The following is a 26,065-nucleotide window of genomic DNA, read 5'->3' as shown; positions in this document are numbered from 1 at the left end:
GGCATCTTTCCACTTTATCTCTATCTTGAAGCAGAGTGCCTGAGCTTTTTTGTGGTTGCGCAGGAAGGCAAGAAAGGCTGATTCAGTTTTTTATACGGGAATGAGTGGTATGAGGGATCGTGATCCCGTTGAGATTTTCAGCAATGCGCTGGTGCCGATGGTGGTCGAACAGACCTCTCGTGGTGAGCGGGCGTTTGATATCTATTCCCGCCTGCTTCAAGAGCGGATCATCTTCCTGACTGGTCCCGTGTACGATCAGGTTGCATCCTTGATTTCTGCACAGCTTCTGTATTTGGAAAGCGTGAATCCTAATAAGGAAATCTCTTTTTACATCAACAGTCCGGGTGGTGTGGTTTCTGCCGGTTTGGCAATTTATGATACCATGCAGTACATCCGTAGCCCTGTAAGCACAGTGTGCATTGGGCAGGCAGCCTCTATGGGGTCTTTGCTACTGGCTGGGGGTGAAAAGGGGCGTCGTTTCGCGTTGCCGAATGCACGCGTTATGGTGCATCAGCCTTCTGGTGGTGCGCAGGGGCAGGCAAGTGATATCGAAATTCAGGCGCGTGAAATTTTGATCATTCGTCAGAAGCTGAATGAAATCTACCGTGAACATACAGGTCGCACGTTGGAGGAAATTGAGCAGAAGCTGGAGCGTGACACGTATATGTCTGCCCATGAAGCTCAGTCTTTCGGGATTGTGGATGAGGTGATCAGCCACCATAAGGCGACAGAAACAGGCAAGAAGGATAAAAGTCATCCTTAATCTGGCGTACAGTAATCTTCCTGTTACAATAGGGAAGGCGCCTGCTGTAAGGCAGGCACACACGTTCTGGGACTCGGCTCTCGGTGCGATGGGGCCTGGGATGATCGAGGGAGTGGGCTGATGAATACGAAGTCCGGTGATTCCAAGAACACGCTTTACTGCTCGTTCTGTGGAAAGTCACAACATGAGGTTCGCAAGCTGATTGCTGGCCCCACGGTGTTCATTTGTGACGAATGTGTTGAACTCTGCATGGATATCATCCGTGAGGAGAACAAGACTTCCCTTGTCAAATCGCGTGAGGGTGTGCCAACGCCGCGGGAAATCTGCAAGGTGCTGGATGATTATGTGATCGGGCAGGCCGAAGCCAAAAAGGTTTTGTCTGTGGCTGTGCATAACCATTACAAGCGCCTGACACAGGTTGCCAAAGCTGGTGATGTTGAGATTGCAAAATCCAACATTCTGCTTATTGGCCCCACAGGTTCTGGTAAAACCCTGCTGGCCCAGACACTGGCACGTATTCTGGATGTGCCTTTTACAATGGCGGATGCCACAACCCTGACAGAAGCAGGGTATGTGGGGGAAGATGTTGAAAACATCATTCTCAAGCTGTTGCAGGCATCTGACTACAATGTAGAACGCGCACAGCGTGGCATTGTGTATATTGATGAAATCGACAAGATTTCCAAAAAGTCAGATAATCCTTCCATTACGCGTGATGTAAGTGGGGAAGGGGTGCAGCAGGCACTGCTGAAACTGATGGAAGGCACAGTTGCATCTGTTCCTCCGCAGGGTGGCCGCAAGCATCCGCAGCAGGAGTTTCTGCAGGTAGATACCACCAACATGCTGTTTATCTGTGGTGGTGCTTTTGCCGGGTTGGACAAGATTATTTCTGCTCGCGGTAAGGGAACCAACATTGGGTTCGGCGCCGATGTGCGCGCTCCAGATGAACGCAAGACAGGTGAAATCCTGCACGACGTGGAACCGGAAGATCTGATGAAGTTTGGTCTGATTCCGGAATTCATCGGGCGTCTGCCGGTTATTGCCACGTTGGGTGATCTGGATGAAGCTGCGCTTATCAAGATTCTGACTGAACCTAAAAATGCGTTGGTGAAGCAGTATCAGCGGCTGTTCCAGATGGAAGATGTGCAGCTCGACTTTACGGACGATGCGCTCAAGGCCATCGCAGATCGCGCTATTGTGCGTAAGACAGGTGCCCGTGGGTTGCGTTCCATTCTGGAAAGTATCCTGATGTCGACCATGTTCGATCTGCCAGGCCTCGAAAATGTAGAGGAAGTGGTGGTTAACCGGGATGTCGCGGAAGGCAAGGCCAGTCCGGTCTATGTCTACGGGAAAAAGAAAGAAATCCCGGCAGAACAGTCTGCTTGAGTTGGGCAATATTCACAAAACAGCGCTGGCGGCACTTGCTCCAGCGCTGTTTTTGTCACTGTCCCATTGTGTAAAACGCTGTGAATAACGACATAAGGATGGACAAAGGAGCTTTCACCGCGTTGGCTCTTGTACGGAATAAGGTATGCCGCAAGGCGGGTGCCGTTTCCGGATCGTCCTTGTCAGGAGGTCATCATCATGGCTGATAACGAAAAACCAGTGAAACGCAGACGTCGGGCTGCAACAAAAACCAAACCGGAAGTGGCTGCAGAAGCCACGCCTCAAACCACGACAGTTGTAGAAACCGCAGCAGAGCCGGAAGTTCAGGAAGCCAAGGCTCCGGTACATGTCGCCGTGTTGCCGCTGCGCGATATTGTCGTGTTTCCACACATGATCGTGCCTTTGTTTGTTGGGCGTGAAAAATCCGTAAAAGCGTTGGAAACGGTCACAAAAGATGACCGTCATATCTTGCTGGTTGCTCAGAAGGACGCTGCGCAGGATGATCCATCGGCCGATGATATTTATCGGGTTGGCACGCTTTCAACCATTTTGCAGTTACTGAAACTGCCGGATGGCACCGTAAAGGTGCTTGTGGAGGGGGTGAAGCGCGTTCGCGTCAAAACCTTGCACGAAGTGGAAGGGCACTTCGAGGCTGATATTGAGGATATGCCAGAGCAACCGGCGGAAGGGCCGGAAGCCGAAGCGCTTGGGCGTTCCATCGTGTCTCAGTTTGAGCAGTATATGAAGCTCAACAAGAAGATTGCGTCCGAGGTTCTGGTGTCTCTGAACCAGATCAGTGATCTGGCAAAGCTGGCAGATACTGTGACCAGCCATTTGAACCTCAAGATTGCGGAAAAGCAGGAAATTCTGGAAGCGCCCACAGTGATGGCGCAACTGGAAAAGGTTTTTGCGCATATTGAGGCAGAGATTGATGTTCTTCAGGTTGAAAAGAAAATTCGCAACCGCGTTAAACGCCAGATGGAAAAAACGCAGCGCGAGTACTATCTGAACGAACAGCTTAAAGCGATTCAGAAAGAATTGGGTGAAGGTGAAGACGGCAAGGATGAAACATCCGAGCTGGAAGAGCGGATTGCCAAAACCAAACTTTCCAAGGAAGCACACGAAAAAGCTATAGCGGAGCTGAAAAAGCTGCGCGGCATGAGCATGATGTCTGCCGAATCTACAGTTGTGCGGAATTATCTGGATTGGCTGCTGAGTATTCCGTGGAAAAAGCGGACCAAGGTTAAGCATGATCTGACAGAAGCAGAAAAAATTCTGGATACAGATCACTACGGCTTGGAAAAAGTTAAAGAACGTATTCTGGAATATCTGGCTGTTCAAAGCCGATCCCAGAAGTTGAAGGGGCCGATTTTGTGCCTGGTGGGGCCGCCGGGTGTTGGTAAAACATCGCTGGCACGTTCTATCGCCAAGGCAACTGGGCGGCATTATGTGCGTATGTCACTGGGTGGCGTGCGGGATGAAGCCGAAATTCGTGGCCATCGGCGCACGTATATCGGTTCCATGCCTGGCAAGATCATTCAGGGGATGAAGAAAGCAAAAGTTTCGAATCCTCTGTTCCTGCTGGACGAAATTGACAAGCTGGGGTCCGACTGGCGTGGAGATCCGGCATCTGCCCTGCTGGAAGTGTTGGATCCGGAGCAGAACAGCACATTTGCAGACCATTATCTGGAAGTAGATTACGATCTGTCTGATGTCATGTTCGTGACAACGGCTAACAGCCTGAACATGCCGCAGCCGTTGCTGGACCGTATGGAGATCATTCGTCTGTCCGGTTATACGGAAGATGAAAAGGTGGAAATTGCCAAACGCCATCTGATTTCCAAACAGATACAGGCCCATAACCTCAAGCCGGGTGAATGGTCGATTACGGATGACGCAGTGCGGGATCTGATTCGCTATTACACGCGTGAGGCTGGTGTACGTAATCTGGAACGTGAGCTTGCATGGCTTGCCCGTAAGGCCGTGAAGGAAATTGTCACCGGTAAAGCCAAAAAAGTTTCTGTTACGCCCAAAAATCTGGAGAAATATGCCGGCGTGCGGCGCTTCAGCTATGGGGAAACCGAAGCAGAAGATATGGTGGGCGTTGTAACCGGTCTGGCATGGACAGAAGTGGGCGGGGAAATCCTAACCATTGAAAGTGTTATGGTGCCGGGCAAGGGCGGTATTGTTGAAACCGGTAAGCTGGGTGACGTGATGAAGGAGAGCATCTCTGCTGCGTTCTCCTTTGTGCGGAGTCGGGCAACCAGCTTTGGCATTGTGCCAACCCTGTTCGACAAGCGCAGTTTCCATGTGCATGTGCCAGAAGGTGCGACTCCCAAAGATGGCCCTTCTGCCGGTGTGGCTATGGTCACATCCTTGGTAAGCGTTCTGACTGGTATTCCTATCCGTCGGGATGTGGCCATGACGGGTGAAATCACGTTGCGTGGACGTGTGCTGCCCATTGGTGGCCTGAAGGAAAAGCTGCTTGCAGCCCTGCGGGCGGGTATTCGTACAGTGTTCATTCCCAAGGAAAATGAGAAGGACCTTACGGAAATCCCTGAAAACGTGAAGAAGAAACTGGAAATCGTTCCAGTCTCTCATGTGGATGAAGTTCTGGCGCGTGCACTTGTGCGCCAGCCTAAGCCGATTGAGTGGGAAGATGTGCCAGATCCGCTACCTGCGGGTGGTGGAGAATCCGCTCTTCCGGTGTTACCTCACTGAATAGAGGGGTAGGAGGCGAGGAAGTTGCGTTTGCTTGGTTGACGTAGCGGAAAACGGCTTCATAGTGCGTTCAGGTAGCGGACAGGCGGACGAAAAGCCCGCCCGCCGTTCCGGACAGATATAAGAAATAGAAAGGCGTAAGGATGGAGAAGCCGCTCAACAAGCAGGAACTCGTCTCAGCTGTGGCTGAGGCTGTTGATCTGCCCAAGGCAAAAGCCGGTGAAGTGGTCGATGCCGTGTTTGGTGCGATCGAAAAGGCCCTGTCCACAAAGCAGGAAGTGCGTTTGGTGGGTTTTGGCACGTTTGTGACCGCAACCCGTAAGGCTGCCAAAGGCCGCAACCCACGTACGGGTGAAGAAATTGATATTCCTGCTTCTACCTCTGTCCGCTTCAAGCCGGGCAAGGCGCTGAAGGATGCTGTCAGCGGTTAATTCCGTCAGAAACTTTTTTCTGAAAAAGGCCGACAATCTCAAAAAAAGGGGTTGTCGGCCTTTTCTGTTTATGGCACATAGGGCGCGGGCAATTAGCTCAGCGGTAGAGCGTCTCGTTTACACCGAGATGGTCGGCGGTTCGATCCCGTCATTGCCCACCATTTTCCCCAAATGGTAACCCACATGCACAATGGATTAAGTTCCATTGCTGCCTGTGTGTGTTTTTGATCAGACTTTTCTCTGATCGCAAAATTCTCTTCAAAAATTTGGCCTTCACAAGAAAGTGCCCCACACCCAACGCGTTCGTGCATATGCGTGCGCATAAGGTTGAGGCTAGGGTTGCCACATGAAACAAAAAGCCACTGCGGCTTTAACATGTGCAGGAACCACACCATGCAGTCTGTTCTTGGTGATTACGCGCCAGTTCTCGTGTTTGGCGGCATGTCGGTTATTATTGCCGCAGCCATGTTGGGTATGGCGCTGCTAAGCGGCCACCAAAAACCTTATTCCGAAAAACTGTCAGCTTATGAATGCGGTTTTGAAGCATTTGATGATGCACGCCGCCGGTTTGATGTGCGCTTTTATCTGGTTGCCATCCTGTTCATCATTTTTGATCTGGAAGTGGCATTTCTGTTCCCATGGGCCATCAGTCTTGGGCGCATTGGGCTGTTTGGTTTTCTTTCCATGCTTGGATTTCTAGCCGTGCTGGGCATTGGCTTTTTATACGAATGGCGCAAGGGCGCGCTGGATTGGGATTGAGGTGAGGGAGATACAACCATGACAGCCAACCAGCAGGATGCGGTGTTATGGAACCGCGAAGCGCTTCCGCCAGGCCCAGAACAGGATGCTGTTGTACGCGGCATTACAGGGGTTTTGGCCGAAAAAGGTTTTGTTGTTGCCAATCTGGATAAGCTGGTGAACTGGGGGCGCACAGGAAGTTTGTGGCCGATGTCCTTTGGTTTGGCATGTTGTGCTGTGGAGATGATTCACGCTTACATGCCACGCTACGATCTGGACCGAATGGGCATTATTCCGCGTGGTTCTCCACGCCAATCAGATGTCATGATTGTTGCTGGTACCCTCACCAACAAAATGGCTCCAGTGTTGCGGCGGTTATACGAACAAATGGCAGAACCACGCTGGGTTATTTCTATGGGCTCCTGTGCCAATGGGGGTGGTTATTATCACTATTCCTATTCTGTGGTGCGGGGGTGTGACCGTATTGTGCCTGTGGATGTGTATGTGCCGGGCTGCCCACCTACAGCAGAAGCTTTGATCTACGGCATCATGCTGCTTCAGAAAAAAATACGTCGGACAGGGACCATTCTCCGTGGCTGAACTTCCAGTAAATCCTCGGCAGGGTCGTCTTGAGGGGCGGCTGGCTGCCATGGCCTTTACCTTTATGGCAACTTTGCCTGCTGTTTCTTATGCGGCAGTAGAAAAAGGTGAGTTGGTTGTTCGTATACAACGTGACCACTTATTGAATTTTCTCGAATTGCTGCGCGATCATCCTTCATATCGCTTTGAACAATTGATGGATTTGTGCGGGGTGGATTATCCCGAACGGCCACAACGGTTTGATGTTGTTTATAATCTGCTGTCTGTCACACATAACCATCGTATCCGGGTGATTGTGCAAACAGATGAAGTTGCTCCCGTGCCTTCCGTGCATCATCTGTGGCCATGCGCCACATGGTGGGAGCGCGAGTGTTATGATTTGTTTGGTGTGATTTTTTCTGGCCAACCAGATATGCGGCGCATTCTTACAGATAACGGGTTTGAAGGACATCCTCTGCGCAAAGACTTCCCGCTAACGGGCTATGAACAGGTCCGTTACGATGTGGAGCGTAGGCAGGTTGTGAAAGAACCTGTTTCCCTGACACAGGATTTTCGGGATTTCGATTTTGTTTCCCCGTGGGAAGGCATACTGACCTTGCCGGGAGACGAAAAAGCGCATGAGGTCAGACAGGGCATGAAGAGGTCCGGCTGATGACTGAATTGAAAAATACCTTTATCGAAACAGCAGATACTGTACTCCGTACAGATATTCCGGAAAGCTTGGTGCCTGAAACGGTAGCGGAAGAAGAACCACGAAAGATTGTGGAAATTGATTCTCACGCGCTAAATTTCGGGCCGCAGCATCCTTCTGCACATGGTGTGTTGCGCCTGGTTCTGGAGATGGAAGGCGAGGTCGTAGCGCGTGCGGTGCCACATATCGGGCTTTTGCATCGTGGTACAGAAAAACTGATAGAATACAAAACCTATCAGAAAGCTTTGCCCTATTTTGATCGCTTGGATTATGTTTCTCCAATGTGCGAGGAGCAAGCTTTTGCACTGGCAACGGAAAAGCTCCTGGGCATTGATATTCCAGAACGCGCCAAGTGGTTGCGCGTTATGTTTGCCGAAATAACGCGCATTCTTAACCATATTCTCAATCTTACAGCTATGGGGCTGGATTGCGGTGCTGTAACGCCCGCTTTGTGGGGATATGAAGAGCGCGAAAAACTTCTGGAGTTTTACGAGGCGGCATCTGGCGCACGCTTTCATGCCAATTATTTCCGACCAGGTGGGGTTGCGCGCGATGTTCCCGCAGGTTTGGAAGATAAAATTGGTGTATGGGCTAAAGAGTTCCCGAAATGGATTGATGAACTTGAGGGGCTGTTAACGGAAAACCGTATCTGGAAACAGCGTACAGTCGGTATTGGCGTATTTACAACAGAGCAAGCGTTGGCATGGGGCTTTAGTGGCCCCTGTTTGCGTGCTTCTGGCGTACCGTGGGATCTACGGCGTAACCAGCCCTATGATAACTACCATAAGGTTGAATTCAATGTTCCGGTAGCGCGACAGGGTGATTGTTACGATCGCTATTTGGTGCGCGTTGCGGAAATGCGTGAAAGCGTCAAGATTATTGAGCAATGTCTGGATCAAATCCGCCCTGGACCGGTAAAGGTGCAGGATCCTAAATTCAGTCCGCCCCCGCGTGCAGAAATGAAGCGTTCCATGGAAGCGCTTATTCATCACTTCAAGTTGTTTAGCGAAGGGTATCACGTACCCCCCGGTGCCACCTATACAGCAGTGGAAAGTCCTAAAGGGGAGTTTGGGGTGTATCTGGTTGCTGATGGAAGTAACCGGCCGTATCGCTGCAAAATTCGTCCAACAGGATTTGCACATCTTCAGGCCATTGATGAATTGTCTCGTCGCGGCATGTTGGCGGATATGGTGGCCATTATCGGATCGCTTGATCTTGTGTTCGGGGAGGTTGACCGATGAACACCACCTGGGCTCCGGCAGAACAACCGGATAACTTTGCTTTTGATGCTGAATCTGAAGCAGAAATTGTAAATGTTCTTAAAAAATACCCTGAAGAACGCAAAGCAAGTGCGGTTATGCCGCTTTTATATATTGCGCAGCGCCAAATGGGCCGCGTAACTGGCAGCGCATGGATACCCCTTGTGGCAATGGATGAAATTGCCCGCAGGTTAGAAATGGCGCCAATACGGGTGTATGAAGTGGCTTCCTTTTACACCATGTTCAATACCAAGCCGATTGGCCGCTATCATCTGCAGGTTTGCACAACCACACCATGCTGGCTGCGTGGTTCGGATGCGGTAACAGAAGCATGCCGTAAAGCTACAGGTATCCATCATTTTGGTGAAACCAGTGCAGATGGCCTGTTTACCCTGACAGAAGTGGAATGCCTGGGCGCATGTGCCAATGCACCAATTCTGCAAGTTGATGATGATTACTACGAAGATATGGATGGGCCGCGCACAGAGGCACTGATTGCAGATTTGCGTGCAGGCCGTAGGCCAGAAGCTGGGCCCGCTATCAACCGTATGTGCTCAGCACCAGAAGGGGGCAGAAAAACCCTTCTGGAAACATCGGCATCATCCTCGGATCAGAAATAGGAGAAACGGCCATGCTTCAGGATAAAGACCGTATCTTCACCAATCTTTATGGGCAGGATGATTGGCGTTTACCCGCAGCTCGCAAACGGGGAGACTGGGATAATACAGCAGCCATTATTGCTAAAGGGCGGGATGCTGTTGTGGCAGAAATGAAGGCTTCTGGCTTACGTGGCCGAGGTGGGGCGGGCTTTCCCACCGGGCTAAAGTGGTCATTCATGCCCAAAAAGTCTGATGGTCGCCCACATTATCTCGTTATCAATGGGGATGAATCAGAACCCGGCACATGTAAGGATCGGGAGGTCATGCGGCATGAACCTCATAAGTTGATAGAGAGTGCAATGATCGCCTCTTTCGCTATGGGTGCGCACGCTTCCTATATTTACATCCGTGGCGAGTTTTGCAGAGAAGCCGAGCGCCTTCAGGCGGCAATAGATGAGGCTTACGAGGCAGGTCTGCTCGGAAAAAATGCAGCAGGCAGCGGTTGGGATTTTGATTTTCGTATTCACCGTGGAGCGGGTGCCTATATTTGCGGGGAAGAAACAGCTCTGCTGGAAAGCCTAGAAGGTAAAAAAGGCCAGCCACGCATGAAGCCTCCATTTCCCGCAGGGGCAGGGTTATATGGTTGCCCGACCACAGTGAATAATGTGGAAAGCATAGCTGTTACATCCACCATTATGCGCCGTGGGGCTGCTTGGTTTTCTGGTTTGGGCCGCCCCAATAATGCAGGCACAAAACTTATGGCTATTTCCGGCCATGTGAATACGCCCTGTGTGTTTGAAGAAGAACTGGGCGTTCCGCTTAAAGAAATTATTGAAAAACATGGCGGCGGCGTGCGCGGCGGATGGGATAACCTTTTGGCGGTTATTCCTGGTGGCTGTTCTGTGCCAGTGTTGCCCAAGTCTATCTGTGAAACTGTATTGATGGATTATGATAGTTTGCGTGCTGAACGTTCCGGTTTAGGTACGGCCTGCATGATTGTCATGGATAAATCCACTGACATTATTGAAGCTATCGCCCGTTTTTCAAAATTCTTTAAGCATGAAAGCTGCGGCCAGTGCACACCCTGCCGAGAAGGTACTGGGTGGATGATGCGCATGATGAACCGCATGGTACAGGGCAAAGCCGAAATAGAAGAAATTGATCTGCTGGAGCAAGTTACCAAGCAGGTAGAGGGCCATACAATCTGTGCGCTGGGTGATGCCGCTGCGTGGCCTATTCAAGGTTTGATCCGGCATTTTCGGCCAGAAATGGAAGCACGTATTCGACAGTACAAGGCTGCACATGGTGGCACAGGTTTGGTGCAGGTGCCCGTAGGCGGTGTGCCAGTGGCAGCGGAGTAAGAGTGATGGTGAAAGTCATAGTTGACGGTACACCGGTAGATGTACCCGCAGGGTTTAGCGCTTTGCAGGCCTGTGAAGCTGCCGGAAAGGAAATACCGCGTTTTTGTTATCATGAACGGTTATCTGTTGCCGGTAACTGCCGCATGTGTCTGGTAGAAGTGGCACGTGCGCCCAAGCCTGTTGCATCCTGTGGTTTTCCTATTTCTGAAGGGATGCAGATTTTTACGGATACAGAGGTGGTGCGCCGCGCACGCCGTGCTGTTATGGAATTTTTGCTGATTAACCACCCGCTGGATTGCCCCATTTGCGATCAGGGCGGGGAGTGTGATCTGCAAGATCAGGCTTATGGCTATGGTTCTGGCATTTCGCGCTATCAGGAAGAAAAGCGTGCCGTAACGGACAAAGATCTTGGACCGTTGGTAAAAACGGTTATGACACGTTGTATCCAGTGCACGCGTTGTGTGCGATTTAGTACGGAAGTGGCCGGCACTCCAGAACTGGGTATGGTTTCACGTGGTGAAAATGCTGAAATTACTACATATGTCCAAAAAGCGCTGACATCTGAACTTTCCGGAAATCTTATAGATGTTTGCCCAGTTGGGGCACTTACGGCCAAGCCATCGGCTTTTCATGCACGGTCATGGGAATACAAAAAAACAGACAGCATTGATGTTATGGATGCGCTGGGCACAAATATCCAAATTCAGGCGCGTGGCGGTGAAGTCATGCGTATTGTGCCGCGTGTAAATGATGAAGTGAACGAAGAATGGCTCTCAGATAAGGGGCGTTTTTCGGTTGATGGTCTTAAGCGGCGGCGGCTTGATCAGCCTTGGGTGCGTGTACATGGCAAACTGCATCCCGCCACTTGGCAGGAAGCATTTGTTTCTCTGGCACGTAGGTTAGAAGGCGTGCCCGGAGAAAAAATTGGCGCTATTGCAGGTGATCTATGTGATGTAGAAAGCCTGTGTGCACTTAAGGATTTTTTAAATAGCCTTGGCTCATCAAACCTGGACTGTCGGCAGGATGGTGCATGGTATGATCTGAGTGCACGCGCAAATTATCTGTTTAACAGCGATATTGCCGGAATAGATGAAGCTGATGCCTTGTTGCTGGTGGGGGTAGAGCCACGGCGTGAGGCCCCTGTTTTAAACGCCCGTATTCGCAAACGGTATTTGGATGCAGGGCGCGGTGGTTTTCCAATAGCCAGTATCGGCCAGTTTGTTTCTGATCCTACATATCAGGTTGATATTCTGGCTGATGGCCCTGATGTTCTGGATAAGCTTGAGGCAGGAGAACATGCTTTTGCAGAGGTTTTGCAAAAAGCATCCCGCCCCATGATTGTTGTTGGGCATAGTGCTCTCACGCGTCAGGATGCCCCAGCTATTTATGCAGCTTGCAAACAATTGGCTGAAAAAACAGGCGTTGTTGCAGAAGGCTGGAACGGGCTTAATGTTTTACACACGGCGGTATCCCGCGTGGGTGCGCTGGATATAGGGTTTGTGCCCGGTGCGCATGGATGCGCTACGGCCAGCATGCTGCGTGGTGGGGTAGAGATTTTATGGCTGATGGGAGCAGATGAACTTCCCATTGAGCGTATCTCGCCCGAAACATTTGTTGTGTATCAGGGACATCATGGTGATGCCGCAGCCAAGCGTGCTGATATTATTTTGCCCGGGGCAGCCTATACGGAAAAATCCGGCACATATGTAAATACTGCTGGCCGTGTGCAACGTGCCTTCCGGGCTGTGTTTGCGCCAGGAGATGCGCGGGAAGATTGGCGTATTATTCGGGCTTTTTCAGAGGTGTGTGGCCATACTCTGCCATACAATACGCTGGAGGAGCTGCGTGCGCGCATGGCAGACGTCAATCCAGTTTTTGCGCATGTTGGGCATATTACAAAGCTTCCGGCACCTAAGGTCATGGCGCCCCAACAGAAAAAAGATGAGGACAGAAGCTTTATGTCCGCACCTTTCAGATCTGTGATTGCTGATTATTACCAGACAAATGCTATCAGTCGTGCCAGCCCGACCATGGCGGAATGTTCAAAAGTTTATAGCGTGCCTCGCGCAATAGCAGCGGAGTAAGGCCAATGGGACAGTTTTTTTACCACACCCTTGCTGGCCAGATTATTCTGATGCTGCTGGAAACACTAGCCGTTCTGGTGCCGCTGCTTATTGCTGTTGCATATCTTACGTTAATGGAACGTAAGGTGATGGCCGCCATGCAGCGTCGTCGTGGGCCTAACGTAAATGGTCCATTTGGTCTGCTTCAGGCTTTTGCTGATGCTATCAAGATGATTGTTAAGGAAACAATCATTCCAGCAGGCGCCAACCGTGCTTTGTTCCTATTTGCACCGTTTCTTACCTTTTCTTTAGCCATGGTGGCGTGGGCGGTTATTCCTACAGGTAACGGTTTGGCTGTTGCCGATATCAATGTGGGTATTCTCTACCTTCTGGCCATTTCTTCATTAGGTGTTTACGGCATTCTTATTGCGGGGTGGGCGTCTAATTCCAAATACGCTTTTCTTGGTGGATTACGTTCTGCCGCGCAAATGGTTTCTTACGAAGTTTCCATTGGTTTGGTCATTGTTTCCGTATTGCTGGCTGTTGGCAGCCTGAACCTGAACGATATTGTGCTGGCGCAACGGCATGTCTGGTTCTGTCTGCCAATGTTTCCGATGTTTATTGTATTTTTTATATCGGCACTGGCAGAAACAAACCGTGCACCATTCGATCTTCCCGAAGGGGAGAGTGAGCTGGTAGCAGGATTTTTTGTTGAATATTCCTCTCTTGCGTTTGGCCTGTTCTTTTTGGGTGAATACGCAAACATGATCCTTATGTCCTCCATGGTCAGCATTCTATTTCTGGGGGGATGGTTGCCGCCACTGGGTATTGCCCCGCTAACTTGGGTGCCGGGGCCTTTGTGGCTGATTTTTAAAATTCTGTTTTGTCTGTTCGTCTTTATCTGGGTGCGTGCCACGTTCCCGCGGTATCGGTACGATCAGCTTATGCGGCTGGGCTGGAAAGTTTTTCTGCCATTTTCTCTTTTATGGATGATTGGAACGGCAGGTTTTCTTATGGCAACAGGTCTGCTGCCCCATATGGGAGGTGTGAACTGATGGGTGCTTTGGGTAATACGCTGCGCTCTTTCCTGCTGAAGGAATTGGTGGGAGGCATGTCATCTACTTTCCGTATGATGTTCCGCCCAAAAGTGACATTGAACTATCCATATGAAAAAGGGCCGTTATCGCCCCGTTTTCGTGGAGAGCACGCATTGCGCCGTTACCCGAATGGGGAAGAACGTTGTATTGCCTGCAAGCTTTGTGAAGCGACATGCCCTGCCGAAGCCATTACTATTGAGGCTGAGGAACGAGATGATGGATCACGCCGCACCACGCGGTACGACATTGACATGACAAAGTGCATCTATTGCGGCCTGTGCGAGGAAGCCTGCCCGGTAGATGCCATTGTTGAAGGCCCTAACTACGAATTTGCCACCGAAACGCGCGAGGAGCTGATGTACGACAAGGACAAGCTTTTAGCGAATGGAGACAGGTGGGAAGCGCTGCTTGCGCGGCGTCTGGAATTAGATGCCCCGTATCGCTGAGCAGATGCAGGCCATGACATGGCAGGAGGTTGGCCAATGATGGCACAGCTTGTTTTCTACGTTTTTGCAACGGTGCTGCTGTTTTCAGCAGTAATGGTCATTAGCGCACGTAATCCGGTGCATTCCGTACTTTTCCTTATTCTTGCGTTTTTTAACGCAGCGGGTTTGTTCCTGGTGGCTGGGGCTGAGTTTTTAGCCATGCTGCTGGTTATTGTTTACGTGGGGGCAGTGGCTGTTCTGTTCCTGTTTGTTGTGATGATGCTGGATATAGATTTCAGTAGTCTGCGCGATGGTTTTCAAAAACATGCACCTTTGGGTGTCTGTGTAGGTGGTGTTTTATTTGCGGAATTGCTTATGGCATTTAGCAACTGGAAGATGGCACCAGCCAATATTGTTACACCACTTAACCCGGTGCCGCAGCTTACCAATACCGAGGCTTTGGGAACAGTTATTTACACCCACTATGTTTTTCTGTTTCAGGCGTGTGGGCTGGTGCTGCTGGTTGCCATGATGGGCGCCATTGTTCTGACCCTGCGTGAACGCGCTACAGGCCGCCGGCAGAACATAGATAAGCAACACGCACGCACAGTTGAAGAAACGCTGGAGCTTGTGCAACTGCCACTTGGCGAAAACGTGTTTGAAAGCGGTGGTTTCCTGCGGCCCAAAGGCTCCTATTACGAAACAGCAGTTCCCGGTTCCTATGGTTCCGGCAATCAGGCTGTGGCGGAAAAAGAGGAGAACAGGCCATGACATCCGCAATCGCTCCAATAGGTATTGGGCCTTATCTTTTTGTTAGTGCGGCGCTGCTGGTTCTGGGCGTGTTTGGGATTTTTCTAAACCGCAAGAACGTTATCATCCTGCTGATGTCCATGGAACTCATTCTGCTTTCGGCTAATCTCAATCTTGTTGCGTTTTCTTCCGCACATGGAGATCTGTCCGGGCAGGTCATGGTTCTGTTCGTGCTTACAATTGCCGCAGCAGAAGCTGCTATCGGTCTGGCCATTGTCACGGTGTATTTCCGTAACCGTGGGTCCATTCAGGTCGAAGACGTGACGATGATGAAGGGATGATTGGCAATGCAGCCCGATCTTAACCTCTTTTCTGCCGCTGTTCTTACCCCTCTTGTGGGGGCAACAGTAGCCGGGCTTGGTGGCCGCCTTATGGGCGATACACTGGCCAAGGCTGTTACCCTTTTGTGCATGGGCATTGCCACACTTTGCGCCATAGGAGCTTTGCTGGGCGGGTGGCTGTCTAGTTTTGGCCATTCTACAGTGCAGCTGGCCCAGTGGGTGCATGCGGGTGGTTTTGATGCCACATGGACGCTCAGGTTTGATGCGCTATCCGTCACCATGGTGGCAATGGTGTTGGTGGTTTCGTTGTTGGTACATTGTTACAGCCTTGGCTACATGAGCCACGAAACCATGCCCACATACAGGTTTTTTTCTTATCTCTCCCTTTTTACTTTTGCCATGCTCATGCTGGTTTCTTCCAATGATTTGATCCAGCTATTTTTCGGGTGGGAAGGGGTCGGTCTCGCCAGTTATCTGCTGATTGGTTACTGGTATGACCGTCGATCCGCAACAGCTGCGGCTATCAAGGCTTTTGTGGTCAATCGTGTGGCAGATCTGTTCTTCCTGGTTGGGATCGGGCTGATTTATGTGCTGTTCCATACCGTGCAGTACGATGCCATTTTTGCGCAAGTTCCGCAGGTTCTCAATACGCCTTACACGCTCTTTGGTATTTCCTTCCGTATGCTGGAGGTTATCTGCCTGCTGCTGTTTATTGGGGCTATGGGTAAATCGGCCCAGTTGTTCTTGCACACATGGTTGCCAGATGCCATGGAAGGCCCAACACCAGTATCTGCCCTGATCCATGCTGCGACAATGGTTACAGCCGGTGTGTTTCTTATGGCGCGTATGTCTCCATTGCTGGAATTTGCGCCTGCAACACGTAATTTTATTATTCTTATTGGTGCCACCACCTGCTTTTTTGCCGCAACAGTAGGTATGGTGCAGCCAGATATTAAACGGACTATTGCATATTCCACCTGTTCCCAGCTTGGTTATATGTTTGCCGCTGTGGGTGTGGGTGCGTATCAGGCCTCGGTTTTTCATCTGACAACACATGCCTTTTTCAAAGCGCTTCTGTTCCTTGGGGCAGGTTCGGTTATTCATGCCATGCATGATGAGCAGAACATGTTTAAAATGGGTGGTTTATGGAAAAAGCTACCGCTGACTTATACAGTTATGTGGATTGGCAGCTTGGCTTTGGCTGGTGTGTTTCCATTTGCAGGCTATTGGTCCAAGGATGCCATCCTTAACGCGCTATGGGTCTCTGGTTCTTCTGCAAGCATGTATGCGTGGAGCTTGGGGACAATTACCGCGTTTATCACGGCCTTTTATAGCTGGCGTCTTATTTTCCTGGTGTTTCACGGTCAGGCAGCAGATGCCCATGCGCGGGATGCTGCGCATGAAAGCCCAGCGGTGATGAGTGTGCCGTTGGTGCTGCTGGCTTTTGGTGCTGTTGTGGCGGGTATTCTGTTGGCACCGTTTTATATTGGCACGCACCAGTTTGCCTTCTGGGAAGGGGCGATTTTCAACGCGCCAGATAATACAATTATGGAAAATCTGGAGCATGTGCCGGGTCTTATTGCCATTCTGCCATCGTTGGCTGGTCTGGCAGGTATTGCGCTGGCTGTGCTGTGTTATGTGCTCAGCCCGGCTTTGCCAGCCAATATGGCACGTGCGTGTGGGCCGCTTTATCGCTTCTTGCTGAACAAATGGTATTTTGATGAATTGTATGATGCCATTTTTGTGCGCCCTTACGCGGCAATTGCACGTGTTCTGTGGAAAGATGGGGAAGAAGGCGTGGTGGAAGCCGTGCCGCATGACATGGTGCAGGCGGCGCGTACAAGCGCAGCTCAAGCAGTAAAGCTGCAAACAGGGTCTATCGCCATTTACGCGTTTACGGTGCTGGCCGGTCTGGTTGTGCTGTTAACCGTGGCACTGTGTGGCTGAGGAAGAAGCGACCATGATGTACAAAACGGTTTTTTCATTTTCTTTCTCCTCCCAATTGCGGGGTATGGTGCCATGAGTATGACCAGCTTTAACTGGACAATCGCAGTGCCGGAAATTGTGCTTGCGTTGTCGGGTATTGTTATTCTGGTAGCTGGCGTGTTGCAGCGGAAAGGGGAAGGATTTTTCTCTTCCGCCATGTTGAGCATTGCCGCATTTGCCGTATGCGGTTTTCTGGTGCTTCTTTCTCCAACTGGGGAGGGATATGCAGGCACTTTTGTGAATGATGGCTTTGCCCGTTTCATGAAGATGTTGATTTTGGCAGGAGCACTTGTTGCTGTGGTGCTGACATTCAGTTACCGCACACGGGATAAAACAACCCTGCCTTTTGAAACTCCCGTGCTGATGCTGTTTTCAACATTGGGCGCGATGATCATGGCATCTTCCGCCAATTTGATGACGTTGTTTGTAGGATTGGAACTTTCATCCCTGTCCATTTACATTTTATGTGCGATGGAGCGTGATAGCGTGCTTTCATCAGAAGCAGGGCTTAAGTATTTTGTGCTTGGGTCTTTGGCCTCTGGTTTGCTGCTTTATGGTATTTCGCTGGTGTATGGTTATGCAGGCACCATGGAATATACGGGGCTTGTGGCGGCCATTCAGGCATCCGGTGCGCTGCCTATGGGGCTGATTGTCGGCATTGTCTTTATTGTTACAGGCCTGTGCTTCAAACTTTCTGCCGTGCCTTTCCATATGTGGACACCTGATGTCTATCAGGGTGCTCCCACGCCGGTTACAGCCTATATGGCAGGGGCACCCAAGTTTGCGGCTTTTGCACTGTTCCTGCGTGTTATGGCCGGGCCATTTGGCACAGTGGCACCCCGCTGGCAGATCCTGATTGAAACCGTTTCTGTGCTTTCCATGGTGTATGGGGCTTTTGCGGCTATTCCCCAAAGCAATATCAAACGGTTGATGGCTTATTCCTCTATTGGTCATATGGGATACGCCATGATGGGGCTGGCAGCGGCATCTCTGGCAGGCGTGCAGGCCACGCTTATTTATCTGGCTGCTTATTTTGTCATGAATGCAGGTGTATTTGCCTGTATTACGGCAATGCGCCGCAAGGGGCGTGAGGTTGTAGGTATTTCTGATCTGGCTGGCCTTGGGCGTACGGATCCGGCAATGGCAGCAGTATTGGCGCTTTTCATGTTCAGTATGGTAGGTGCGCCGCCTTTGGCTGGTTTTTTTGGTAAATTTCTGGTTTTTGCCGCAGCCTGGCAATCTGGCCTTTACGTACTGGTGGTAATTGGCGCACTCTCCAGCATAGTTGGTGCATATTATTATCTGCGGATCGTGAAGGTGATGTATTTTGATACGCTGGCAGAAGTGCTGGATCGTCCTGCGCCCAGCCTGCTGTTTGTTTCTGGCAGCATGGGTTTGGCTACAGCCTTGTTTGTTGCCGGAATGGGCCCGCTGATGGTGTGGGCGCATCAGGCAGCGCTCGCTTTGGGCGGATGAAAGATCAGTCTGCGGCGTGGCGGCTTGAATGCTTTGCAGAATTGGGGTCCACGTCTGATTACTGTTTGGAACAGGCGCGACATGGGGCAGCTTCAGGTCTTGCGGTTTTAGCTTACAGGCAGACACAGGGCCGAGGCAGCCGAGGCCGTCAATGGGTGGATGCAGGAAAAAGTTTGGCTTTGTCCGTGCTGTTGGATGTACAACAGGCAGGACAGGATATGCTGGGGGGGTGGCCTTTTGCCGCCTCTTTGGCGTTTTATGAAGGGATGTTACACGCTGTGCCTGCTGTGGCGGGGCACCTTATGATAAAATGGCCTAATGATCTTTTGCTGGATGGGCAAAAGGTTGGTGGCATTCTGATTGAGCGTGAAGGAGCGCACCTTGTTATTGGTTTTGGTGCCAATCTTACGCAGGTGCCATCTCAACACCAAACGGGTCGCTTTGCGGCTTGTCTTGGCCAATATGGTCAAGTGCCTCCCGTAGAAAATGTTGCGCGGTTTCTTCTTTCCAGCCTGACAGAGTGGTGCACTATTTGGCAGCAACAGGGATTTGGTGTTTTGCGTCAGGCATGGCTTGAGAGAGCGCATCCTGTGGGAACACCTCTTGTCGTTAGCAGTCGAACTACTTATGAACAGGGAAAATTTGCAGGTTTGGCCCAAGATGGTCGGCTGCTGCTGGATACGGAAACCGGTATGAAAACGATCACGACAGGAGATATCCTGCTGGAAGAAAGGGGATAAAGAGGTGCTGCTTGTTATTGATGCAGGTAACACCAATGTCGTGTTTGCGGTGCATGATGGTGAGATATGGCGGGGTGTATGGCGCATTACCATGCAGCCTCAGCGCACGTCTGATGAATATGCAGTTTGGTTGAATGCGCTCTTGCGCACTCAAGGTATTGTAGCCGATGATATTGATGGCGCCGTTATTGGTACCGTTGTGCCGGCCGCTTTGTATCATTTACGTACGTTATGCAGGCAGTGGTTTGCTGTTGAGCCGCTTCTTGCATCTGCCCGCCTGGACTGGGGATTTGCCATAAAGGTGGATAACCCGGATGAGGTGGGGGTAGATCGGCTGTTGAATGGTCTGGCCGCACACCATATGTATGGTGGACCACTTACGGTTATAGATTTTGGAACGGCGACAACATTTGATGTTGTTGATAAGGATGGAAGCTACTGCGGTGGTGTTATTGCTCCTGGCATCAATTTGTCGGTTGAAGCGTTACATCAGGCGGCGGCACGGCTGCCCCGTATAGGGATAGGGCGGCCGGTAGGGGATTCTGCCATTGGGCGCAACACGGTTACCGCCATGCGGTCTGGCGTGTTCTGGGGTTATGTGGGTTTGATTGAGGGGATTGTTGAGAGGATCAGAAAGGAGGTTGGCCCTATGAAGGTGCTGGCAACTGGCGGTCTGGCTCCACTCTTCTCGGAAGGTACGTCTGTTTTTGAATGTGTGGATTCAATGCTCACCCTAAATGGGTTGCGTTTGCTGGCAGGGCGAAACCCCCTGCCAAAACTTACAGTGGACCGGGATTATGTTGCAGAAGGGTAAAACACGGACATGACAGAACAGAACGGCGATCTGGCCTTTCTGCCTTTGGGCGGAACGGGCGAGATTGGCATGAACCTCAACCTTTATCGGTTGGGTGACACGTGGCTGGCGATAGATTGTGGCATTGGGTTTAGTGGCAACGATACGCCAGAGGCCGAAATTCTGGTGCCAGATCCAAGCTTTATTGTGGAGCGCAAGGACAAGCTGGCGGGCTTGGTGATTACGCATGCGCATGAAGACCATATTGGGGCTGTGGCCCATGTGTGGCCTATGCTGCAATGCCCGGTTTATCTAACACCTTTTGCTGCTGCTGTTCTGCGCCGCAAGCTGGCAGAAGCCCGTATTACGGATGTGCCCATTCATGTCATTCAGCCTGGTGCACGGTTTGATGTGGGGCCATTCGATATCGAGTTTGTGCCGGTAACACATTCTGTGCCAGAGGCGCAGTCCATGGTTTTGCGCACGCCGTCCGGCATTGTGGTGCATACAGGGGACTGGAAGTTTGATCCAGACCCGCTGGTTGGCCCTGCAACAGATCTGGATAGGTTGGCCGAAATTGGCCGTGAAGGTGTTCTGGCACTGGTGTGTGACAGCACCAATGTGATGAAGCCAGGGCCGTCCCGCTCAGAATCCGAAGTGCGTCGTAGCATGACGGAACTGGTGGCCAGCCTGAAAGGCCGGATTGCCGTTACCTGCTTTGCATCCAATGTGGCGCGTGTTGAAACCATTGCCATGGCGGCGCAAGCCGCTGGGCGTACGGTGGTTTTGGTTGGGCGTTCCCTGCGCAATCTGGATACTGCTGCGCGGGATTGTGGCTATCTGTCTGGCGTTCTGCCATTCCTCACAGAGCAGGACGTGAATGATGTGCCAGATGATCAGATTCTGCTGATCATTACAGGCAGCCAGGGAGAACCTCGTTCTGCGCTGTCACGTATCGCCATGGATATCCATCCCAATATCTCGTTGGGTGAGGGGGATACGGTTATTTATTCCAGCCGTATGATTCCGGGTAACGAGCGTGCCATTATGGCTGTGCAGGATAATCTTTCACGCCGTGGTGTGCGGGTTATTACAGACCGTGAGCATTTTGTGCATGTATCTGGCCATGCAACCGGTGGTGATGTGCAGAAAATGTACGAACTGCTCAAGCCACAACATGTGGTACCAGTGCATGGTGAATGGCGACATCTGACAGCACAAGCTGCGTTGGCGCAGGAAAAGGGTATTGCCCCGGTTTTGCTGGAAGATGGTGATATTCTCCGGCTTGCTCCGGGCAAGCTGGAAGTGGTGGATACAGCCCCAACAGGCCGTTTGGCGCTGGATGGAAACCGCTTGCTGCCCATGAACGGAGGGGTGTTGGCCGCACGCCGCAAGATGCTGTTTAACGGCATGGTTATTGGCAGTTTTGCGGTGGACGAAGAAGGCTTTGTAATTGGTGAGCCCAAGGTGAGCGCGCCAGGCCTGCTTGATCCGGATGATCTGGAAAGCGTGCGGGTGCGTGAAGAATTCGCTAACGCGCTGGACATTATTCCGGATGAACTGCGCGGGGATGATGTTTCCTTCCGTGAGGCCGCTAAAACGGCCCTACGTCGCGCATTGGGGCGTAAGCTGCAAAAGCGCCCGCTGGTGGATGTTCACGTGCTGCGTGTCTGATACCTGACAGAAGGTGGGGTGAGGAAAATGCCGCAGTGTCAGGCTTTTCTTTATCCCGCCGCTGTTTTACAGCAGAGATTGATTGGTTACACCAAAGCGGCTTTCATTCAGGAAAAGTCGCTTTTTTTTACAAGGCTGAATGCACCATGCGTCTTTCGCGCAGCTTTCTTCCCACTCTCAAGGAAAATCCGGCAGAAGCCCAGATTGTCTCGCACCGGCTTATGTTACGGGCGGGGCTTATCCGCCAGACGGCATCTGGCATTTATGCGTGGCTGCCAGCGGGGCTGAAAGTGTTGCGCAATATCAGCCAGATCGTGCGGGAAGAGCAGGACCGGGTAGGCGCGCAGGAAGTGCTGATGCCAACTTTGCAATCTGCCGATTTGTGGAAGCGTTCTGGCCGGTATGATGCCTACGGCCCGGAAATGCTGCGTATTCAGGACCGTCATAAGCGCGAACTGCTTTATGGGCCAACCAATGAGGAAATGATTACGGATCTGTTTGGTCAGACCGTAAAATCCTACAAGGATCTGCCGCAGGTTCTGTATCATATCCAGTGGAAATTCCGTGATGAAATGCGCCCTCGTTTTGGGGTGATGCGTGGCCGTGAGTTTCTGATGAAAGATGCTTACAGCTTTGATCTGGATTATGATTCTGCCGTGGCAACCTATCGCCGCATGCTGCTGGCCTATCTGCGCACCTTCCAGCGTTTGGGTGTGCGGGCCGTGCCCATGCGGGCCGATACTGGGCCGATTGGGGGTGAGTTGAGCCATGAATTCCTGATTCTGGCCCCCACAGGGGAAAGCGGCGTGTTTTACGATGCCGCGCTGGAAGAGCAGGATTGGCTGGATGAACCGGTTGATACCAACAGCCCCGTTGCGCTGGAAGCCTTCTTCAATCGTGTGACAACGCCTTACGCCGCAACGGATGAAATGCACGATGAGGCCGGATGGCAAGCCGTGCCAGCAGAACGCCAGCGCGAAGGCCGCGGTGTAGAAGTTGGGCATATCTTCTATTTTGGCGATAAATATACCCGCTCCATGGACGTAAGCGTAAGCGGCCCGGACGGAAACCAGCTTTACCCAGAAATGGGCTCTTACGGCATTGGGGTTTCCCGCCTTGCCGGTGCAATTATTGAAGCCTGCCACGATGATAACGGCATTATCTGGCCGGATGCCGTTGCCCCATTCCGTGCAGTTATTCTGAACCTGAAAAACGGTGATGAACTGTGCGATGCCATTTGTGAGCGTATCTACAGCACGAATGAAGAAGCTTTCCTGTATGATGATCGTGCAGAACGCGCTGGCGTAAAGTTTGCGGACGCAGACCTTATGGGCCATCCGTGGCAGATTGTTGTAGGCCCGCGTGGAGCCAAGGAAGGCAAGGTGGAACTCAAGCGCCGAGCCACCGGTGAGCGCCATGAAGTGAGCGTGGATGACGCGCTGGCTCTTGTTCTGGCAGGCTGATCAGCATGTTCGGACCCTTTGAGCGGGCGGTGGCGGGCCGTTACCTCCGTGCGCGGCGAGGGGAACGGTTTGTATCAGTTATTGCCATTTTCTCGCTGGTTGGCATTGCCCTTGGTGTGGCAACGCTGATTATCGTTATGGCTGTCATGAATGGCTTTCAGGCCGACCTTATGGGGCGCATTCTGGGACTGAATGGGGATCTGACCATTTATGGGCAGGGTCGCACCATCTCTCAGTATGAAGAGGTCACGCGTAAGGTCCGGTCTGTTCCGGGTGTGGTTAGCGCTACACCTTTGGTGGAAGGGCAGGTGCTTCTTAGCGCTGGGGCCTATAATTCTGGCGGCATGGTGCATGGTCTTACCCCTCAGGGGTTGAAAGACCTTAAAGCCGTCAGTTCTTCCATTATTGCCGGTTCTCTGGATGATTTTGGGCCGGATGATTCCATTGTTGTGGGTGTTACAATGGCGGAACGGGCAGGCTTGGGCATTGGCTCCGGGCTTACCCTTGTTTCACCAGATGGAGCAGCCACGGCGTTTGGCACCGTGCCACGTGTGCGCCGGTATCGGGTGGTGGCTATTTTTGATGCAGGGGTGAATGACTATAACTCCAGCGTTGTGTTTTTGCCCATGCACGCAGCGCAAATTTACTTTCAGATGCCCAACAAGGCCACGCAGATTCAGGTCATGACCAAGGATGCAGAGCATGTGCGCCCTGTTACCCTTGCCATTGAAAACGCTGTGGAAGATCCGGGCCTGCGCGTGCTGGATTGGACAAACGCCAACAATGCTCTGTTTGGTGCTGTGCAGGTGGAACAGAATGTGATGTTCCTTATCCTTACGCTTATTATCCTTGTGGCGGCTTTTAACGTTATTTCCTCCCTCATCATGATGGTGAAGGATAAAACAGCCGATATTGCCGTGCTGCGCACCATAGGGGCCAGCCGTGGCGCCATTATGCGTATTTTTCTAATGTGTGGTGCTTTTGTGGGCGTGGCAGGCACCGTGGCAGGCACAGCACTTGGTGTTGTATTTTGCATGAATATTGAGCGTATTCGTCAACTTCTGCAAAAACTGACGGGCACCAATCTGTTCAACCCAGAGGTTTATTATCTGGAGCACCTGCCAGCAAAGCTGGTGTGGGGGCAGGTTGTTGAGGTTATTGTTATGGCGCTGGGGCTTTCCCTGCTGGCAACGCTTTATCCTTCTTGGCGTGCCGCTAAAACAGATCCGGTGGAGGCTTTGCGGCATGAATGATCAGCCAGTTTTAAGCCTAAAGCATGTGCGCAAAGCTTATCGCAGTGGGGATGAAGGTGTTCTGCCGGTTTTGCAGGATATCAATTTCTCCCTCCATGCGGGGGAAATTGTTGGGTTGGTTGCACCATCAGGCACCGGTAAATCCACTCTGCTGCATCTGGCTGGCTTGCTGGATACCCCAGATGCCGGTGAGATTGTTATTGCGGGCCAGGTTACCACGGGCATGGCAGATGCCGGGCGCACAGCTATGCGGCGTGATCTGATTGGTTTTGTTTATCAGTTTCACCATCTTCTAGGCGAATTTACCGCCAAGGAAAACGTGGTACTCCCGCAGATGATTGCGGGTGTGGGCAAGGCGCAGGCGCGCCGTAAAGCTGAAGAGCTTTTGAACATGTTTGGCTTGGCACACCGTGTAAACCATTTGCCGGGCAAGCTTTCAGGCGGTGAACAGCAGCGTGTTGCCATAGCGCGTGCACTGGCAAATGATCCGGCACTTCTGCTGGCTGATGAACCTACCGGTAATTTGGATGTGCATACGGCAGATAGTGTGTTTTCCCAATTGCTGGATGTTGTCCGGCAAAAAGGTCTGGCGGTTATGGTGGCTACGCATAACCGTGAACTGCTGCCACGCATGGATAGAGTGGTGACCATGCAGGAAGGCAGGCTGGTTCCCGCTGATTTTAACGGTGATCCATTGCCTGCTTCCATCAGCGCGTTGTCATGATTTAAGAGCGTTTTCCACAGCATGCCTGACACGGGCTGATGTCGGTGTCGTCAGGCAGCTAAACCACGTAACCGGCATGCCCTGACGATTGGTGAGATACTTAAAGAAGTTCCACCGGGGGCGTGCCAGAAAACCAAGTTCATTATCCAGCCATTTAAAGAGCGGAATAGCATCAGGTCCTTTTACGGGGCTGCGTGCGGCCATGGGGAAGGTTACCCCATAATTAACTTGGCAGAAGGAAGAAATTTCTTCCGAGGTGCCGGGTTCCTGTTCGCCAAAGTCATTGCTTGGCACGCCTATAACAACCAGACCGGCTTTTTGGAACTGTGTCCATAAAGCCTGCAGGCCTTCATATTGTGGAGTAAATCCACATTTGGATGCCGTATTTACGATCAGAATAGGCTGTCCCCGATAAGTGCCCAGATCAAGGGTGCTTCCATTTAGGGCGGGAAGTTTAAAATCATATATACAGGTCAAGTTATGGCCCTTTTGCTGCTATGGTGCAGGAAAGGCTTATCTGTAGCGCAGGAAAGAAAGGGGTGCGAGATTTTGGTGCATTTATTTGCCGCCTGATGCCCATATGAAGAAGTGGAAGCCTGCTGCCCGTTTTCGGGTTCTTGTTATTCAGGCTTCCACTATGTCTTCTGCGCGGCAAGATCGGTTCTGATTTTTGTTGTTCATTATATTGAACTCGATCCCGTATTTGGAATAATGGAGAGATTGAGCCTCTC

General features: G+C 51.5%; 24 protein-coding genes and 1 tRNA gene. 24 read left to right on the top strand and 1 reads right to left on the bottom strand.

Going from position 1 to position 26,065, the window contains the following annotated elements; all coding sequences use genetic code 11:
* The first annotated feature begins 100 nt into the window (after positions 1-100).
* The 24 genes from CSR02_RS08010 (at position 101) to CSR02_RS07895 (ending at position 25,334) form a co-directional block, all read left to right on the top strand.
* Positions 101-763 (top strand): ATP-dependent Clp protease proteolytic subunit, encoded by a 663-nt coding sequence (locus CSR02_RS08010; protein ID WP_019088390.1) that lies wholly within the window; start codon positions 101-103, stop codon positions 761-763.
* 120 nt (positions 764-883) lie between these two features.
* Positions 884-2,149 carry an ATP-dependent Clp protease ATP-binding subunit ClpX gene (clpX, locus tag CSR02_RS08005; RefSeq protein ID WP_042787506.1) on the top strand — a complete coding sequence of 422 codons (1,266 nt, stop codon included), beginning with the start codon at positions 884-886 and terminating at the stop codon, positions 2,147-2,149.
* A gap of 198 nt (positions 2,150-2,347) precedes the next feature.
* Entirely contained in the window at positions 2,348-4,870 is a 2,523-nt protein-coding gene (gene lon / locus CSR02_RS08000) for an endopeptidase La (RefSeq protein ID WP_099541196.1), read from the top strand.
* Positions 4,871-5,013: 143 nt separating this feature from the next.
* Entirely contained in the window at positions 5,014-5,301 is a 288-nt protein-coding gene (locus CSR02_RS07995; RefSeq protein ID WP_003624117.1) for an HU family DNA-binding protein, read from the top strand.
* Between the two features lie 86 nt (positions 5,302-5,387).
* Positions 5,388-5,462, top strand: a tRNA-Val gene (locus CSR02_RS07990).
* A gap of 232 nt (positions 5,463-5,694) precedes the next feature.
* Complete coding sequence (ndhC, locus tag CSR02_RS07985; protein WP_042787504.1) at positions 5,695-6,060, top strand: NADH-quinone oxidoreductase subunit A; 366 nt, start codon at positions 5,695-5,697, stop codon at positions 6,058-6,060.
* 18 nt (positions 6,061-6,078) lie between these two features.
* Positions 6,079-6,639, top strand: coding sequence for a NuoB/complex I 20 kDa subunit family protein (locus CSR02_RS07980; RefSeq protein ID WP_006116559.1), 561 nt, complete (start codon positions 6,079-6,081; stop codon positions 6,637-6,639).
* Positions 6,632-7,291, top strand: a complete 660-nt coding sequence (locus tag CSR02_RS07975) for an NADH-quinone oxidoreductase subunit C (RefSeq protein ID WP_099541195.1) — start codon at positions 6,632-6,634, stop codon at positions 7,289-7,291. Before CSR02_RS07980 ends, CSR02_RS07975 begins: the two co-directional genes overlap by 8 nt.
* Complete coding sequence (locus CSR02_RS07970) at positions 7,291-8,571, top strand: NADH-quinone oxidoreductase subunit D (RefSeq protein WP_099541194.1); 1,281 nt, start codon at positions 7,291-7,293, stop codon at positions 8,569-8,571. The genes CSR02_RS07975 and CSR02_RS07970 overlap by 1 nt, the downstream gene beginning before the upstream one ends.
* Positions 8,568-9,209: a complex I 24 kDa subunit family protein gene (locus tag CSR02_RS07965; RefSeq protein WP_099541193.1), complete on the top strand. Its 642-nt coding sequence runs from the start codon at positions 8,568-8,570 to the stop codon at positions 9,207-9,209. Before CSR02_RS07970 ends, CSR02_RS07965 begins: the two co-directional genes overlap by 4 nt.
* Before the next feature lie 11 nt (positions 9,210-9,220).
* The gene (gene nuoF / locus CSR02_RS07960) at positions 9,221-10,549 is read left to right on the top strand and encodes an NADH-quinone oxidoreductase subunit NuoF (protein WP_099541192.1); all 1,329 of its coding nucleotides are present in this window, start codon (positions 9,221-9,223) and stop codon (positions 10,547-10,549) included.
* Positions 10,550-10,554: 5 nt separating this feature from the next.
* Complete coding sequence (gene nuoG / locus CSR02_RS07955) at positions 10,555-12,633, top strand: NADH-quinone oxidoreductase subunit NuoG (RefSeq protein ID WP_099541191.1); 2,079 nt, start codon at positions 10,555-10,557, stop codon at positions 12,631-12,633.
* A 5-nt stretch (positions 12,634-12,638) separates the two neighbouring features.
* Positions 12,639-13,667 (top strand): NADH-quinone oxidoreductase subunit NuoH, encoded by a 1,029-nt coding sequence (gene nuoH, locus CSR02_RS07950; RefSeq protein WP_042787498.1) that lies wholly within the window; start codon positions 12,639-12,641, stop codon positions 13,665-13,667.
* Positions 13,667-14,155 carry an NADH-quinone oxidoreductase subunit NuoI gene (gene nuoI, locus CSR02_RS07945; RefSeq protein ID WP_019088402.1) on the top strand — a complete coding sequence of 163 codons (489 nt, stop codon included), beginning with the start codon at positions 13,667-13,669 and terminating at the stop codon, positions 14,153-14,155. The genes nuoH and nuoI overlap by 1 nt, the downstream gene beginning before the upstream one ends.
* 18 nt (positions 14,156-14,173) lie before the next feature.
* Positions 14,174-14,905 (top strand): NADH-quinone oxidoreductase subunit J, encoded by a 732-nt coding sequence (locus CSR02_RS07940; RefSeq protein WP_095045856.1) that lies wholly within the window; start codon positions 14,174-14,176, stop codon positions 14,903-14,905.
* Entirely contained in the window at positions 14,902-15,225 is a 324-nt protein-coding gene (gene nuoK, locus CSR02_RS07935; protein WP_006116568.1) for an NADH-quinone oxidoreductase subunit NuoK, read from the top strand. The genes CSR02_RS07940 and nuoK overlap by 4 nt, the downstream gene beginning before the upstream one ends.
* A gap of 6 nt (positions 15,226-15,231) precedes the next feature.
* Positions 15,232-17,172, top strand: a complete 1,941-nt coding sequence (nuoL, locus tag CSR02_RS07930) for an NADH-quinone oxidoreductase subunit L (protein WP_099541190.1) — start codon at positions 15,232-15,234, stop codon at positions 17,170-17,172.
* A 72-nt stretch (positions 17,173-17,244) separates the two neighbouring features.
* Entirely contained in the window at positions 17,245-18,687 is a 1,443-nt protein-coding gene (gene nuoN, locus CSR02_RS07925; RefSeq protein WP_099541189.1) for an NADH-quinone oxidoreductase subunit NuoN, read from the top strand.
* Positions 18,684-19,427 carry a biotin--[acetyl-CoA-carboxylase] ligase gene (locus tag CSR02_RS07920; RefSeq protein WP_099541188.1) on the top strand — a complete coding sequence of 248 codons (744 nt, stop codon included), beginning with the start codon at positions 18,684-18,686 and terminating at the stop codon, positions 19,425-19,427. The genes nuoN and CSR02_RS07920 overlap by 4 nt, the downstream gene beginning before the upstream one ends.
* Before the next feature lie 4 nt (positions 19,428-19,431).
* Positions 19,432-20,241: a type III pantothenate kinase gene (locus CSR02_RS07915; RefSeq protein WP_099541187.1), complete on the top strand. Its 810-nt coding sequence runs from the start codon at positions 19,432-19,434 to the stop codon at positions 20,239-20,241.
* A gap of 9 nt (positions 20,242-20,250) precedes the next feature.
* On the top strand, positions 20,251-21,894 hold the full coding sequence (locus CSR02_RS07910; RefSeq protein WP_042787490.1) for a ribonuclease J: 1,644 nt from the start codon (positions 20,251-20,253) through the stop codon (positions 21,892-21,894).
* Positions 21,895-22,040: 146 nt separating this feature from the next.
* A complete protein-coding gene (gene proS / locus CSR02_RS07905; protein ID WP_003630515.1) occupies positions 22,041-23,357 on the top strand; it encodes a proline--tRNA ligase in 1,317 nt (438 codons plus the stop codon).
* Between the two features lie 5 nt (positions 23,358-23,362).
* Complete coding sequence (locus tag CSR02_RS07900; RefSeq protein ID WP_042787488.1) at positions 23,363-24,610, top strand: lipoprotein-releasing ABC transporter permease subunit; 1,248 nt, start codon at positions 23,363-23,365, stop codon at positions 24,608-24,610.
* On the top strand, positions 24,603-25,334 hold the full coding sequence (locus CSR02_RS07895) for an ABC transporter ATP-binding protein (protein ID WP_099541186.1): 732 nt from the start codon (positions 24,603-24,605) through the stop codon (positions 25,332-25,334). The genes CSR02_RS07900 and CSR02_RS07895 overlap by 8 nt, the downstream gene beginning before the upstream one ends.
* Here the strand turns inward: CSR02_RS07895 and CSR02_RS07890 are convergent.
* Complete coding sequence (locus CSR02_RS07890; RefSeq protein WP_099541185.1) at positions 25,329-25,811, bottom strand: glutathione peroxidase; 483 nt, start codon at positions 25,809-25,811, stop codon at positions 25,329-25,331. The genes CSR02_RS07895 and CSR02_RS07890 overlap by 6 nt on opposite strands.
* Between the last annotated feature and the right edge of the window lie 254 nt (positions 25,812-26,065).

Origin of the sequence: Acetobacter pomorum (genome assembly GCF_002738225.1) — a bacterium.
GTDB classification, from domain to species: Bacteria; Pseudomonadota; Alphaproteobacteria; order Acetobacterales; family Acetobacteraceae; genus Acetobacter; species Acetobacter pomorum.
Note: the sequence above shows the minus strand (reverse complement) of the source record. Positions and strands in the feature narration are given on the sequence as shown.